The following is a 14,182-nucleotide window of genomic DNA, read 5'->3' as shown; positions in this document are numbered from 1 at the left end:
CAATCTCCAACGGGAGATCTGCCCCGCCCCCGAGTCCGGCCGAAAGTCACCGGGCGGCGGGCCAAGTACCCTTGCTGACGTGCAACCCGTCCGGCGAACCAGCCTCATCGCCCAGGTCACCGAGCAGCTTCGGGCCGAAATCCGTTCCGGCCGTTGGCCAGTCGGCCAACGGATACCCACCGAACCGGAGCTCACCGAGCTCACCGGGACCGGGCGCAACACCGTCCGCGAGGGCGTGCAAGCCCTCGTCCACGCAGGAATGCTCGAGCGCCGTCAGGGCTCGGGCACCTATGTGATCGCCACCTCGGAGGTCGGCGGCACCCTGGCGAAGTACTTCGCCGACGCCGAGGAGCGCGACATCCTCGAGCTGCGGCAGGCCCTCGACACCACCGCGGCCGGTCTGGCCGCGCGGCGCCGCGACGACACCGACATCGCCAACCTGCGCCGCCTGCTGGCCGAACGCAGCAACCGCACCTGGAACGAGCCCGACCCGGTGGCCATCGCCGCCGACGTAGAACTGCACCGCGCGATCGTCGTCGCCAGCCACAACGCGGTGTACCTGGAGTTCTACGATTCGCTGCTGCCGATCATCGAGCAGGTGATCCACGCGCGGACCTCCCGCTCCGACGACGCCTACGACACCGAGCACGCCGAACTGGTGCAGGCCGTCATCGACGGCGACGCCGACAAGGCGATGCAGGCCACCCGCTGCTTCCTGGCCACCCTCATCGGCCAGTACCCCGATCGCTGATGTAACCGGACGGTCACCAGCCGCCGATTTCCCCGGTGAGCCCGAGTTGGCTGGATCGTCACCTGAGGCCACGGCTACGCAACAACCACTTCCTACCGTTGACTCGACCCCGCGCCACGCGCTCGATCGAGAGGAAGCCGATGACCGCGATTGCCGCCACCGGCCAGGAGACGGACAACCCGTCCTTCACATATGAGAAGAAGGGTCGCTGGCTGACCCACTGGGAACCCGACAACCTGAAATTCTGGGAATCCGGCGGTAAGCAGACCGCCCGCAAGAATCTGATCTTCTCCGTCTTCGCCGAGAATCTCGGCTTCAGTGTCTGGGTCATCTGGGGCACGGTCGTCACCAGCATGGGCGCCGCGGGCTTCGGATTCCTCGAAGGCCTCGGCAAGGGCAACCCGGTCGCCGTGAGCAACGCCCTGCTGCTGACCTCGACGCCGACCCTGGTCGGCGCGGCCCTGCGCATCCCCTACACCTTCGCGATCCCCCGATTCGGCGGGCGGGCGTTCACCGCGTTCAGCGCGGCCATGCTGCTCATCCCGACGCTGGGCCTGGCCTACTTCGTCAACCAGCCCGGCACGCCGATGTGGGTGTTCCTGATCCTCGCCGCGCTCGCCGGTTTCGGTGGCGGCAACTTCTCCTCCTCGATGGCCAACATCTCGTTCTTCTTCCCCGAGGGCAAGAAGGGCGCCGCGCTCGGCATCAACGCCGCGGGCGGCAATCTCGGTGTCGCGCAGACCCAGCTGGTGCTGCCGCTGCTGATCACCCTGGGCACGCACCTGACGGCCAAGGACCCGGCGGGCTACCGGTTCGGCATCACACTCGCTGTGCTGGTGTGGATTCCGTTCATCCTGGTCGCCACGTTCGGCGCGCTGCGCTACATGGACTCGATCACCAACGCCAAGTCCGACGGCAAGTCCTACCGGCTGGCGCTGACCAATCCGCACACGTGGATCATGTCGTTCCTCTACATCGGCACCTTCGGCTCGTTCATCGGCTTCTCCTTCGCCTTCCCCACCCTGATCAAGGCGAACTTCCCCGACCTGGCCAAGATCGGCTGGATCACCACGCTGGGCAACCTGGCCTTCCTCGGCGCGCTGGTCGGCTCGTTCAGCCGTCCGTTCGGCGGCTGGGTCTCGGACAAGGTCGGTGGCGCCAAGATCACCGTCTTCGTGTTCTCCGGCATGGCCGTCGCCGTCGCGCTGATCATGGTGGCGCTGGACCTGAAGAGCTTCCCGCTCTACCTGGCCGCGTTCCTGCTGCTGTTCGTGCTCACCGGCATCGGCAACGGCTCGACCTACCGGATGATCCCGTCCATCTTCAGCGCCACCGCCAAGAAGCACGCCTCCGAACACGGCCTCGACCTCACCGAGGCCAATGCCTCGGCCCGCCGCCAGGCCGGCGCCGCGATCGGTGTCATCGGCGCGATCGGCGCCTCCGGCGGCTACCTCCTGCAGCAGGCACTTCGCCTGTCCAACATCAACTTCGGCACCATGGCCCCCGCCTTCTGGGCCTACGCGGGCGCCTTCCTGGTGATGGCCGCCGTCACCTGGTGGTACTACCTGCGCAGCTCCTTCGCCATCGAGAAGGCCCCCTCCCTGGCCTACGCCAACGTCTGATCCCCCAGCTCACCGACCACGAAGGCCGCGCCCGGGTTCCCCTCCCCGGACGCGGCCTTCGGCTGTGTGCCAACACCTTTCGGCCATCGTGGTGGCCGCGGCCGATGCCGCGCTCTACTCTGGAAAGCAGACTTGCACCGGGGCGGCAGAGGTGAGCGGTATTGAACATCTCGAACGAGCAGGCAGAGCTACGATTCCGGTCCGCCACCATCGATGATCTGGCCGCCATCGCCGAACTCGAGTCGGAAGAATTCGTGCCGCTGGCCTACCCCTATTTCGCGCTGCGGCAATTGTTCGATATTCACGGATCACAATGGGTGGTCGCCGATCTGGACGGTTCGATCTGCGGGTACGCGCTCGTCGCGGTCGGCAGGCGCAGCGCGTGGCTGATCGGGTTGGCCGTGTCGGCGCGGTTTCAGGGCCAGGGGCTGGGCCGGTCATTACTCGACCGCGCGCTCGCACGCTGCCGGTCCTCGCAGGTGGAGGCCATCTTCATCACCGTGCGGCCGTCGAATGTGCCCGCGGCCAATCTCTACAAGGACTCCGGCTTCACCTGGCTCGACCACGAGGAACAGTACTTCGGGGCGGGTGAGCCACGAGACCTGTTGGTACACCGAATATCTCCTGAGTGGTCCGCCGCCGACCCGGCCGATCGGCGCTGGCGTAAAGATCGCGGACCGGTCGACGACGGATGACCGAGTACGCCGAACACGACCGGCTCGGCGATTTCGTCGCCTCCAAGACCACGCTCATCCGCAGGCACGCCGGGGCTTTCGCCGAGGTGATCGCCGATTTCCAGCGCGCGCCCGGCGCCGCCACCGAATACACCCTGCTCGACGAGCTCAACCACCGCGTGGAACAGTTTCTCGCCGACTATGTTCCGCCGTCCACCCGCCGGGTCGGCGACAGCCTCGTCTTCGCCCACCTCTACCGCGACGCCGACCCCGACGTGCTGGACAACGCGGGACGCGAACTGGCCTGCGAGACCGTGCTCACCGCGCTGTTCGCCGCCGAGGTCGAATTCCGTGGCCCGCTGCGCCTGAGCCGCACCCAGTCCACCCTGCTCGCCGAGGTGTACGAGGAACTCGGCGAACAGCTTTCGGCACATCGGCTTCCCGCACACGCCGCCCTCGCCTACCGGCAGGCCTACCGCCTGCACACCATCACCGAGAACCCGCGCGGCCAGGACCGGTGCGGGCTGAACATGGCGCGGGCCAAGACCAGGGCGCGCACCCCCCGCTGGCGGCGGCTGCCCGGCATCGTCTCGGATCTGTTGTGCGGCTACGGGTATCGGCCGTTCCTGCTGCTGGCCTGGATCGCACTCGAGATCGCGGTGTTCGTCGCGGTCTTCTACCTGTCCAGCACCGGGATCGGGTTCGCCACGGCCACCAGGGTGGGGCTGCTCAACTTCCTGAATCCGGTGGGCACCGACGACCTGCCCGCGCTCAGCACCTTCGCGCAGGCGACGCTGATCGTCGAATCGTACGCGGGCATCGTGTCGACCTCGGTGTTCTTCGCCCTGCTGGTGCGCCAGCTGTTCCGGCTCTGATCACCAGCGGGTCTGGCTGCGGGTCAGCGCGCCGAGCGTGGCCACCGCCACCCGGTCGCGCAGCTGCCCGATCCGCGAATTCCACTGCACGGTGAAACCGGGATCGCTCTCCAGACCCGTCCACAGGCCGCGCAGCGGCGCCGGTGTGAACGCGCCGGGCAGCCACAGGTGGACCAGGTGTTCCAGCAGCGGGGTGAGCACCTGGGCGGGGGAACTGCGCGAGAGCTCGGCCATCTCGGCCTCGTCGATCACCTCGGTGAGCACGGTGAGCAACCAGTCGTGCATGGCCAGGTCTTCGCAGAAGCGTTGCACCGCGGGCAGTTCCGCGTCGTCGCCGACGACGACCGAGGCGAGTCTGGTCTCGTCGTCGACGAGCACGAACGACATGCTCGGCGCCGCCCCGCGCTCCACCCTGGCGGCCCAGCGCAACCGGGACGCGCCGGTCTGGATGGGCGGCTTCTGGTTCAGCATCGGGTCGGTGCGCACCCGCATGTGCAGGCGGGCCGCGATCGCACCGGGGTCGAGCGTGGCCACGGTCGGATCACCGGGACCGAGGAAGCCGTCGACGAGCTGGGCGCCGATGTCGGCGGGAATCCTGGTGAGGATCTCGACGAGGCCGATCCGGCTCAGATAGTGGCCCCAGCCGCGCCGGTGCGTGCCCTCACCCGCGGTGACGGTGGCCATGGCCGAACTCTGCAGAATCCGGCCGCCGAGCACGACCGCGTGCGCCGCGACGGTGCCGACCCCGCGGACGCGGCCACGCGACGGTGTGGCGAGCCTGCAGTCGACCCCCTCGGCGATGACCGGGGATTGCGCCCAGCTCACCGGCCGCTCGCGCGATTGCACGCGGCGGCCGCGAACCAGGGTCAGCAATTCCGCCGCCGACCCGCGGCTCAGAGCCGCCGACTCCGGGAGCAGGCCGGTGCGCACTTCACCCAGAAGTGCCAGCGGACCACCGCTGAGTTGCATTGCTGCAGCGTAACCGGTCGCCCGTGCCACGGCACGGTGATCACACGGTGCTGAGGAAGAAATGCGAGAGGCGGTCGGTGACGTCGTCGGTCACGGTGATGCCCTGCTCGCTCGCGCGCCGGGCGATGAGCGCGACGACGGCGTGGTCGGGCTGGACGTGATCGAGAATCATCCGCACCGCGTGTTCGATGCCCACGTACCGCTGCGGCAGCAGCGACAGCGACCGGAACGCGGCGAACGGCGCCGCCCGTTCCTGGAGCCGGATCACACTCGGGAAGTCCTCCCAGCGCGCGGGCCAGGCGTGCTCGGGCCCCCAGTACTCGGCGTCGACGACGGCTCTGCCCTCATAGCGCAGCATCCCCAGCCGCAGCAGCTGCCAGACCGAGGCCAGGAACGGACATGACCAGAGCACGTCCTGCCCGGCGCGGTCGCGCCACATCTCGACGTCGAGGAAGATCGAGTGATTGCGCGCCGCGAACTCCACCGGCGGCCGGTAGTTGACCTCCATGGCCTGGCCCGGCTCGTGGTCGCTGGAGCGTTCACCGTTGCACAGCCAGCCCGATTCCGCGGTCGGTGGGCGCCGCCCGGTGCTGCCCGGAGCGGGTTCGGCGACGATCGAGTCGGCGACCATCTGCGCCAGCGGAATCCGCGGTTCCTCGTGCTGCCTGCGCAGATACCTGCTGCATCCGGCCTCGCTGGCCAGGTAGTCGATCCGGACGCCGCACTCGCGGGCGATGCGCAGCAGTTTGGGCACGATCTGCCGGGGGTCGGCGTCGGTCTGGAAGTAGTCGTCGAGCAGGAAACAGGTGCTCACCCGCACGCGCGCCGGGCCGCCCGCGACCTCGGCGAATTCCTGCCTGGCGATGTCGGTGAACGCCTCGAGCAGCGGGGCGACCTTGCGGAACTGGGCGGCGATGGCCGTTTCGCCGTTGAGCAGATCCGACATGTAGAAGTGCCCGACCTCGATCGACAGATGCGCGAGCGGAACGTCCTCGACCCGCACGGACGCCGTCGACTCGGCGTAGACGGCGCCACCCACCACTGCAACCCCTTGCCTACCCGACCGGACAGAACCGGAGCGGATTCTAACGCTAGACGCGTACCCAGGTCGCGCGATCCCACAGCCGCCGCGCCAATTCCTCGAACGCCTCCACCGTCGCGCGATTGGCGATGCCCGCGTTGACATCCGCATCGAGCACGATCTGCTCGCGCCACTGCAGGACCGGCTCCACGGGGGTCTCCCCCAGCAGCGCGCCGGCGCCGAGGCGGTATTCGGCGGCGAGCGATCGCAGCGCGTCGTTCTGCTTGAGCAACCAGGCCGCCTGCGGGCCGCCGCTGGCCGCGTGCTCGTCGGTGACGCGCGGAACGGCGGTGCGCACGTAGCGGATCCGGGCCAGCAGGTCGTCGGGGGCGTAGCCGAGTTCCACCCCGGTCTTCAACAGGCCCTTGGGCCCGTGGACCAGGCCCTGGGCGGCCATCAGGTGCTGGCGGGTCCAGCGGTGGTAGACCAGCCAGCACACCTCCTTGTCCGGCATGTCCTGCGGCCGCGTCGCTTCCAGCGCGATCTGCATGGCCACCGACCGGCCCGCGCTCAGGTCGACGATCACCACCTTGTAGGTGCTGTCGAGGTCGAGCAGCAGTTCCCGGCAGCGGCGCACCACGTGCTGGTCGTTGGCCGACATGGCCTCGCCGCCGCCCTCGTCACCCGGCAGCAGCACCAGCTTGCCGCCGCGAGATCGCTGGCTGCGCAGGGCATCCCGATTGGTGTTGGCCCGCACGTCGATGCGCTGCGGCAGGGTGTTGTGACCGCGCAGATACGAGTGCAGGCCGCTGCCCGGCTGGGTGCCGCGTTCGACGGCGCTGATCTCGAACAGCGCGCCCGCCGTGGGTGAGCCGAAGTCGAAATCCAGATAGGCCGTGCTGATGCCGCGCAGCCCGAGCCGGTAGGCCAGATTGCAACTGGTCACCGACCGTCCGGTGCCGCCCTTGTCCGAGGTGGCGAAAACGATCATCGGGTCAGGTGCTCCTCATCGCGTCGAGACGAGCGTAGGCGAGCCGGTCGAGTTCGATCAGGGCCGCCGAGGCGAGCGTGAACGCCGTCCCCGGTTGCAGATTCACCACATCTCTGGCCCTGGCCAGCTGCTGCTCGACACCGTCGAGCGCGGTGCGATTGGCCGAGGTGTCCTCGACGCTGACATTGAGCATCTCCTGATTGAGCAGGTGCTCGGCCTCGTTGAGCAGTTCGACGGCGCGCACGACCATGGCGGGCGAGCGCAGCGGCGGCTCGCGATAGGTGCGGTCGGCGGTGACCAGGCATTCGATGACGCGCTCGGTCATGTACCACGAGGGGCGAGTCTGACCCGGCGCGGCCGCGGTGCCGAAGACGGCACCGGGGTCGTCCCACAGGCCCGCGGCATCACCCTCGGAGATCATGCGCAGGTCGAGATGGTCCATCACCTTCTTGGCCAGTTCCATCAGCCGGTCGCGCGCGGTGATGTTGCCGGACAGGCGCGCCGCCTGCAGACTGCGCTTGAGCAGCACGGGCGCGAAGTCCGAGGCGATCCACTCCAGCCGGGGGCCGCCGCCTTCGACGAGTTCGCTGCCGCGCAACGTCATCCGGACACCGGGATGGTGCAGCGCCACCGACGGGTCGTCCTGGGTGGTCCGCCGGATGATGCGCCCGCGCCGGGCGAGCTCGTCGAAGATGCCGATCGCGCGGGTCAGGTCGTCGTCGGAGGCCGTGCGGGCGACCAGTTCCTGGATCAGCACCGCGGACACGATCAGGGAGAAGTAGTCCGATTCCTCGCCGTCGGAGGTCCGCCACGGGATGTCCTCCAGTGGCCAGGTGCCGCTGCCGAACCGGGCGACGGTGGCCCAGTAGCGCTGGGTGATGTCCCAGCGGATGCGCAGCGCCTCGGCCAGGCGGTACTGGGTGTCGTCGAGCAGGTCGAGCTCTCGGGTGCGCTGGGAGAGCACGTCGTTGATGCCGTCGAGCGCGGTGATGGTGAAGTAGAGGTAGGGGCGGGGGTCGGCGTAGCCGATGCTGGAACCGATCTCGTCGGGCACGAAGTCGACCGGGTCGGCGCCCTGCACCACGCCCCAGCTCCACCCGCACTCGAAGAGCAGGTCCTCGTCGTCGAGTTCGGATTCCGGCGCCCGGCCGAGCGTGACGTCGTTGCGCAGGCGGGCACGCACGCGATCGAGGCTGCGGGCCACCGCGTCGACGACCGCCTTCTCCGACTGGCCCGACTGGTTGAGCATGCCGAGCATCACCTTGCCCGCGGGCGAGCGCGGCGAGGCCGTGTTGACCACGAAACTGCGCACCAGGCCCGTCATCGCGGCCGTCAGTCGGGTACTCAAACCCGCGCTCAGCTCGGTGATCCGGGCGCTGACGTCCTTGCGTCGCTCGGTACGCGCCCACCGGTCGAACACGCGCGCGAAGCCGAGGGCCGCGATGCACAGCGTCACCGACATCGAGTAGCCGTCCACGACTTCGAGGGTGTGCTGGGCCTGGGTCGGTTCACCGTCATCGGGAGCGCGCAGGTAGCTGCCCGCGTCGAAGCGCGGCACACCGTCGGGATCGGTGTTGCGGGCGAGGTATTCCTCGACGAGGCCGAGCACGGTGATGCCGATCCTGGCCTGGCCGCCGAAGGCCTCCAGGACGAACTTCACGTCGTCGGACATGGCCTCCGGCCGGTCCAGCGCGAAGCTCTCGATCTCGGTCGCCGGATAGAGCAGGCACAGCAGCTGCTCGGAATCACTGATCGAATTCGCGCCGAGGACACCGTCCCAATGCCATTTCTCGTCCCGGTAGCAGGCCGAGAGCATGGCGCTCCAAATGTCCAGAATCTGTTGTCTGGGCTGGATTCTCACCCGCAGCAATCCTCACCGCTCGTGACGGGCCGCGGTGGGTCCCCCGGTCCGGCGCAGGACACATGGCGGCGATGCTCGATGAAGATAGCACGCGCTATGTCAGGAAACGTTGGGTCTCAATGGATTTGAAACCACATCCGACCCATCGGTCACGATCGGCGCAATCCGCCCTTACAGTGCCAAACGGACCATGTCGGCGGTGCGGGCCAGGCCGGGGAAGGCCTCCGGGGTGGAGCGGGGGTGCAGGGCGTGCACGGCCAGGCGGAAGATCAAGGCGCGCAACAGCATCTGCGGCCATTCGGGCAGGGTCGACCAGCGGTCGAGGAGGCCGTCGTCGCCGCCACCCCAGGCCAGGGCGTCCACGACGACCACGCCGGCCGCCCAGGCCGCCGGCCGCCAGTAGGGGGTGATGTCGGTGAGACCAGGCGTATGCGCGCCGGAGAACAGGACGGTGCCGAACAGATCGCCGTGCACCAGCTGGTCGGGGCTGCGCACCGGCTTGCGCAGGGTGGCCAGCTGGCCGATCAGTTCCAGGCTGCGCTGACCGTCGGGGGTCGGGGCGATGGGCACGCCGCCCGCGCGCAGGCTGCGCAGCGGCACCGACTCCCAGGCGGCGCGGTCGGCCGCGACGAACACGTCGACGTCGACCCACGGCGCGACCGGCGGCTGGACCAGGAAACGTGGCCGTTCCAATTGCGCTGTGGCCTTGTGCAATCGCAGCGAGACCGACACGACCTCGTCGTGCCGTGGCTCCGGGGCGCCATCGATGTAGGTGTCGGCCCGCCAGCCGGAGACCACGTACCTGCCGTCGGTGGCGCGCACCGGCCGAGCCAACCGCACGCCGTCGACCACCAGCGTCTCGCGCACCTTCGCCGACCAGGCGGCCCGCGCGTGATCGGCGACCGGGCTCAGCACCACCTCACCCAGCCGCCAGCCGCCGTCCCAATCGCCCAGGGACACCGGTGTCACTTCGCGAAGCCCGAATGTGGCTCGCACATGTTCGGGAGGTTCGACTGAGGTCACGGCCGTACCGTAACCCCGGTGCCGCCGCCGAAGCCCGAAGCCACGCTGGCACACCGGCACATTGCGACCTCGCCGCAATCTTCGGCGAGGTCGGCAACGGCGCAGCTACTCGATCAGTACACCGGCAGCGACGGATCCACCTGCTTGGCCCAGGCGACGACGCCGCCCTGCAGGTGCGTGGCGTCGGCGAAACCGGCGCGCTTGAGCGCGGCCAGCGCCTCGGCCGAACGGATACCGGTCTTGCAGTGCAACACGATCGGCTTGTTCTGCGGCAGCTCGGCCAGTGCCTCGCCGGACAGGATGCGGTCCTTGGGGATCAGGGTCGCGCCCTGGATGTGCACGATGTCCCACTCGACCGGCTCGCGCACATCGATCAGCTCGATCTTGTCGGCGTCGAGCAGGTCCTTCAGCTCGGCGGCGGTGATCGTCGAGCCGGCCGCGGCGGCCATGCCCTCCTCCGAGACCACACCGCAGAACGCCTCGTAGTCGATCAGTTCGGTGATCGGCTGACGTTCGGGATCGCGGCGCAGCTTGATGGTGCGGTAGTTCATGTCCAGTGCGTCGTAGACCATCAGGCGGCCAAGCAGCGTCTCACCGATGCCGGTGATGAGCTTGATCGCCTCGGTCACCATCACCGAACCGATCGAGGCGCACAGCACGCCGAGCACGCCGCCCTCGGCGCAGGAGGGGACCATGCCCGGCGGCGGGGCCTCCGGGTACAGGTCGCGGTAGTTGATGCCGCGGCCGTCGGGGGCGTCCTCCCAGAACACCGAGACCTGTCCCTCGAAGCGGTAGATCGAGCCCCACACGTAGGGCTTGCCCGCGAGGACGGCGGCGTCGTTGACCAGGTAGCGGGTGGCGAAGTTGTCGGTGCCGTCGACGATCAGGTCGTACTCACGGAACAACTCGACCGCGTTGTCGGGCTCGAGGCGGATCTTGTGCAGCCGCACGTCGATGCCGGAGTTGATCTCCAGGATCGAATCGCGGGCGCTGTCGGCCTTGGACCGGCCGATGTCGGACTCACCGTGGATGACCTGGCGCTGCAGGTTCGACATGTCGACCTCGTCGAACTCGACGATGCCGAGGGTGCCGACCCCGGCCGCGGCCAGGTAGAGCAGCGCGGGCGAGCCGAGGCCACCGGCGCCGATCACGAGCACCTTGGCGTTCTTCAACCGCTTCTGACCGTCGACGCCCAGATCGGGGATGATCAGGTGCCTGCTGTAGCGGGCGACCTCGTCCTTGGTCAGTTCCGCGGCCGGCTCGACGAGCGGCGGCAGAGACCCGTTCAATGACACGTCAGAGCTCCTGTATCTATGGCGGCTGGCGCCGCGGGGTTTCGGCCTCGTGACCTCGCCGCCGCGGGGCGATTCTGCGGCTGCGCCGTTACGCCTCGCCCCGCGGCGGCGAGGCGGCCGAAACCCGTGCGGGTGGGCAATCGTGTCAACGTCGCCCGGCGCCGGGTTCTTCCCGTCCATCGTCGCGCATCACCCTGTGGGTCAGCCCCTCGGGTACGGCCAGGGGTTGAAGCGGCAGGTCTTGCCGTCGGCGGGGACCACGCCGTGCGGATCGAGCTGGGCGATGTCGTTGTTCCTGGTGCCGAAGGTCTGCTGCATCATGATCGGCGCGAGCCCGCCGTCGCTCTCGCAGGGCTGGTGGCCGTGGTAGCCGATGGCGTGGCCGACCTCGTGGTTGACCAGGTACTGCCGATACGAGCCGATGTCGCCGTCGAAGGCGAGCGCGCCGCGCACCCAGCGCACCTCCGAGAGCACCACCCGGTCGATGTCGGCGTTGTAGCAGGACGAGTCGATCGGGATCTCGAATCCGCAGGCGGCGCGGGTGCTCTCGCGCGAGGACAGCGAGAGCCGGAAGTCGGGCTCGCCGGCGTCGACGCGCTGGAAGGCGAAGCGGGGATCGTTGGTCCAGCTCTTCGGGTTGGCCAGGGTGGTCTCGATCATCTTCGCCACGGCCGCGTCCCCACCGAAGGGGGTGGTGTCGATGCCGTCCTCCACCTCGACGGTGTAGCGGAAGACGCGTTCGGTGCCCGCGCCCACCTGGGCCGTGGTGCCTGGCACGACATGCCAGGTGCCCGCGGCCCGTTCGACGAACTCGCCGCCCTCCGGCAGCGCGCCCAGCGGCAGATCGGCGGGGAACTTCCCGTCGCCCTCGGGCGGCGCGCCGATGATGCCGGATTGCGCGACACCGGGACTGAGCGCGCCGAAGCCGGGTTCGGCGGGCGGGGCGGTGCGCCCGGCGCGCGCGGCGTCGACGACGACGAGCACCGTCACGGCGAGCAGCACCGGCAGCGCGTAGGCGCGCCAGCCGTAGCGGGAGACGAATCGGCCGAGCGCGCTCTGCTTCTTCGCGTCGCGCTGCGGGCTGCGCGGCCTGCCGGTGTCGGCGTCGGTGGGGTCCCAGCGGGCGCGCAGCGGCTGGCGGGATCGGTCGGCGGGCTGATACAGCCCCAGCGGGTCGTAGACCTCGAGTTCTCGCCCTTCTGGCGCCGATGTCACAGCACCGGACTCGGTGGGTGGCGTGGGGCGAGCGGCATCGCGCCCGCCGCCGGATGGTCGTTCCGGGCGGTCGGTCACCCCACCAGATTCTCACAGTGGGTCGGTGGGCCCGCGCGGCGGCCGCGCGCGATCGCGCGGTTACGGCCCGGCGAACCCCGCGGCCTGGTACTACATTTCCAGGGCGAAACTTATCGGGAACACCAGGCGGGTATCGTTCGTGGGACACCGGTGGCGTACCCCTGCCGCGGAGTAAACGACAAAGAGAGCCGAGATGACAGACCTCGTGGACCGCATGACCTCGCGCCGATCGGTGCCGGAAACGGTCCCGGCCAAGCGCGGCACCCGGCTACCCCGCGACGAGCGGCGTCAGCAGCTGCTGCTCGCGGCCAGTGAAGTGTTCGTGCAGCGCGGCTACCACGCCGCGGGCATGGACGAGATCTCGCAGGTGGCCGGTGTCAGCAAGCCGGTGCTCTACCAGCACTTCACCTCCAAGCTGGAGCTGTACCTGGCGGTGCTGCAGAACTACGTCGACATCCTGGTGTCGAGCGTGCGCCAGGCGCTGCGCTCCACCACCGACAACAAGCAGCGCGTGCGCGCCGCCGTCGCCGCCTACTTCGATTTCGTGGACAACGAGATGCAGGGCTTCCGCCTGGTCTTCGAGTCCGATCTGACCTCGGAGCCGCAGGTGCAGCGCCGGGTCGAGCAGGCCACCGAGGCCTGCGTCGACGCGGTCTTCGACCTGGTCGCCCACGACTCGGGCCTCGATCCGTACCGGGCCCGCATCCTGGCCGTCGGTCTGGTGGGCGCGAGCCAGTTCACCGCCCGCTACTGGCTCGAGGCCGACCGCCCGATCCCCAAGGACGAAGCGGTCGACACCACCGTCGCGCTCGCCTGGGGCGGCCTCAAGCACGTGCCACTGCACCCGATCGGCTGACAGACAGACGAAAGCCCCGCACCGGAACCCGGTGCGGGGCTTTTCGCTGTCAGGACTCAGATGGTGGCGAAGCCGACCCGGCCGACGGCCGGCGAGCCGATCTCGACGTAGGCGACCTTGGCCGACTGGATCAGGAACTTGCGACCCTTCTCGTCGGTGAGCGAGACGACGCCGCTCGCGCTGGTCAGCGCCTCGGTCACCAGCGTTTCGATCTCTTCGGGGCTCTGCGCGCTGTTGATCACGAGCTCACGCGGGCTATCCGAAATACCGATCTTGACCTCCACGGCCAACCTCCGAACGTAAGAGTCCTGTGTTGTCCTCACCAGGCTAGTCGAGCGCGCCGACGCCGGTAACACTCCGGCCTGCGCTGAGAGCGAACTACGCGGGCTCGATCAGCTCGATGTCGAGTTCGATCTTCACGGTGTCGGAGAGCATGCCGGGCATCGGGGCGCCGACGCCGAAGTCGGTGCGCTTGATGGCACCGGTGGCCGAGAACCCCGCGTGCCGGGTGCCGTCCATGAAGTCGGCGACGCCGCCCCACTCGACCTCGAGGGTCAGCGGCTTGGTGATGGCGCCCAGGGTGGCCTCGCCGGTGACGGTGAAGGACTCGGCGATCCGGACCGGGCCGGTGGCGCGGAAGCTGAGGGTGGGACGGTTGGCGACGTCGAGGAAGTCGGCATTGCGCACGTGGGCGTCGCGATCGGCGTTGCCGGTGTCGAAGGAGTCGAGGTCGATGGTGGCGCCGATGGTCGCGGCCCCGCTCTCGTCGACGACGAACTCGGTCTCGAAGCGGGTGAACCCGCCGCGGACCTTGGCGATGCCGAGGTGGCGCACGGTGAACGCGACGGTGGAATGGCTGGCGTCCAGCGCCCACGATCCGGTCTTGAGCTGCTGGGTCTGTGTCGAGGAAGTCATGACTCCAGCCTGACCGGACCGTGGTCCGCCAACCAG

The 14,182-nt window shown here is 69.0% G+C and carries 14 protein-coding genes; 5 read left to right on the top strand and 9 right to left on the bottom strand.

The features are described 5' to 3' along the window. The first annotated feature begins 79 nt into the window (after nucleotides 1–79). From AB0H56_RS05465 to AB0H56_RS05450, 4 genes are all read left to right on the top strand, one after another. Complete coding sequence (locus tag AB0H56_RS05465; RefSeq protein WP_110036422.1) at nucleotides 80–751, top strand: FadR/GntR family transcriptional regulator; 672 nt, start codon at nucleotides 80–82, stop codon at nucleotides 749–751. 140 nt (nucleotides 752–891) lie between these two features. After that, entirely contained in the window at nucleotides 892–2,373 is a 1,482-nt protein-coding gene (locus tag AB0H56_RS05460; protein WP_357157491.1) for a nitrate/nitrite transporter, read from the top strand. A gap of 161 nt (nucleotides 2,374–2,534) precedes the next feature. Next, nucleotides 2,535–3,068, top strand: coding sequence for a GNAT family N-acetyltransferase (locus tag AB0H56_RS05455; protein ID WP_357157489.1), 534 nt, complete (start codon nucleotides 2,535–2,537; stop codon nucleotides 3,066–3,068). Further along, nucleotides 3,065–3,922 (top strand): hypothetical protein, encoded by an 858-nt coding sequence (locus AB0H56_RS05450; RefSeq protein WP_357157486.1) that lies wholly within the window; start codon nucleotides 3,065–3,067, stop codon nucleotides 3,920–3,922. Before AB0H56_RS05455 ends, AB0H56_RS05450 begins: the two co-directional genes overlap by 4 nt. Here the strand turns inward: AB0H56_RS05450 and AB0H56_RS05445 are convergent, their stop codons facing one another. The 7 genes from AB0H56_RS05445 to AB0H56_RS05415 form a co-directional block, all read right to left on the bottom strand. Continuing rightward, nucleotides 3,923–4,891, bottom strand: coding sequence for an SCO2521 family protein (locus AB0H56_RS05445; protein ID WP_357157483.1), 969 nt, complete (start codon nucleotides 4,889–4,891; stop codon nucleotides 3,923–3,925). Nucleotides 4,892–4,931: 40 nt separating this feature from the next. After that, complete coding sequence (locus tag AB0H56_RS05440) at nucleotides 4,932–5,930, bottom strand: SCO2522 family protein (RefSeq protein ID WP_357157480.1); 999 nt, start codon at nucleotides 5,928–5,930, stop codon at nucleotides 4,932–4,934. 52 nt (nucleotides 5,931–5,982) lie between these two features. Next, a complete protein-coding gene (locus tag AB0H56_RS05435) occupies nucleotides 5,983–6,903 on the bottom strand; it encodes an SCO2523 family variant P-loop protein (RefSeq protein ID WP_357157477.1) in 921 nt (306 codons plus the stop codon). Nucleotides 6,904–6,907: 4 nt separating this feature from the next. Continuing rightward, on the bottom strand, nucleotides 6,908–8,764 hold the full coding sequence (locus tag AB0H56_RS05430) for an SCO2524 family protein (protein WP_357157474.1): 1,857 nt from the start codon (nucleotides 8,762–8,764) through the stop codon (nucleotides 6,908–6,910). A 171-nt stretch (nucleotides 8,765–8,935) separates the two neighbouring features. Next, on the bottom strand, nucleotides 8,936–9,787 hold the full coding sequence (locus tag AB0H56_RS05425; RefSeq protein ID WP_233000351.1) for a TIGR02569 family protein: 852 nt from the start codon (nucleotides 9,785–9,787) through the stop codon (nucleotides 8,936–8,938). 113 nt (nucleotides 9,788–9,900) lie between these two features. After that, entirely contained in the window at nucleotides 9,901–11,082 is a 1,182-nt protein-coding gene (moeZ, locus tag AB0H56_RS05420; RefSeq protein WP_357157471.1) for an adenylyltransferase/sulfurtransferase MoeZ, read from the bottom strand. A 201-nt stretch (nucleotides 11,083–11,283) separates the two neighbouring features. After that, a complete protein-coding gene (locus AB0H56_RS05415) occupies nucleotides 11,284–12,252 on the bottom strand; it encodes a DUF3152 domain-containing protein (RefSeq protein ID WP_357157900.1) in 969 nt (322 codons plus the stop codon). Nucleotides 12,253–12,568: 316 nt separating this feature from the next. On the opposite strand from AB0H56_RS05415, the gene AB0H56_RS05410 reads away from it, so the two are divergent. Next, nucleotides 12,569–13,231, top strand: a complete 663-nt coding sequence (locus AB0H56_RS05410) for a TetR/AcrR family transcriptional regulator (RefSeq protein WP_110036433.1) — start codon at nucleotides 12,569–12,571, stop codon at nucleotides 13,229–13,231. A 56-nt stretch (nucleotides 13,232–13,287) separates the two neighbouring features. On the opposite strand, the gene AB0H56_RS05405 is transcribed toward AB0H56_RS05410, so the two are convergent. Next, on the bottom strand, nucleotides 13,288–13,515 hold the full coding sequence (locus AB0H56_RS05405; protein ID WP_280217457.1) for a DUF3107 domain-containing protein: 228 nt from the start codon (nucleotides 13,513–13,515) through the stop codon (nucleotides 13,288–13,290). Nucleotides 13,516–13,609: 94 nt separating this feature from the next. After that, complete coding sequence (locus AB0H56_RS05400) at nucleotides 13,610–14,146, bottom strand: YceI family protein (protein ID WP_357157468.1); 537 nt, start codon at nucleotides 14,144–14,146, stop codon at nucleotides 13,610–13,612. Nucleotides 14,147–14,182 lie beyond the last annotated feature (36 nt).

The sequence above is a fragment of the Nocardia sp. NPDC050717 genome, from assembly GCF_040654275.1.
GTDB lineage: Bacteria > Actinomycetota > Actinomycetes > Mycobacteriales > Mycobacteriaceae > Nocardia.
This window is presented reverse-complemented; position numbering and strand designations above follow the sequence as displayed.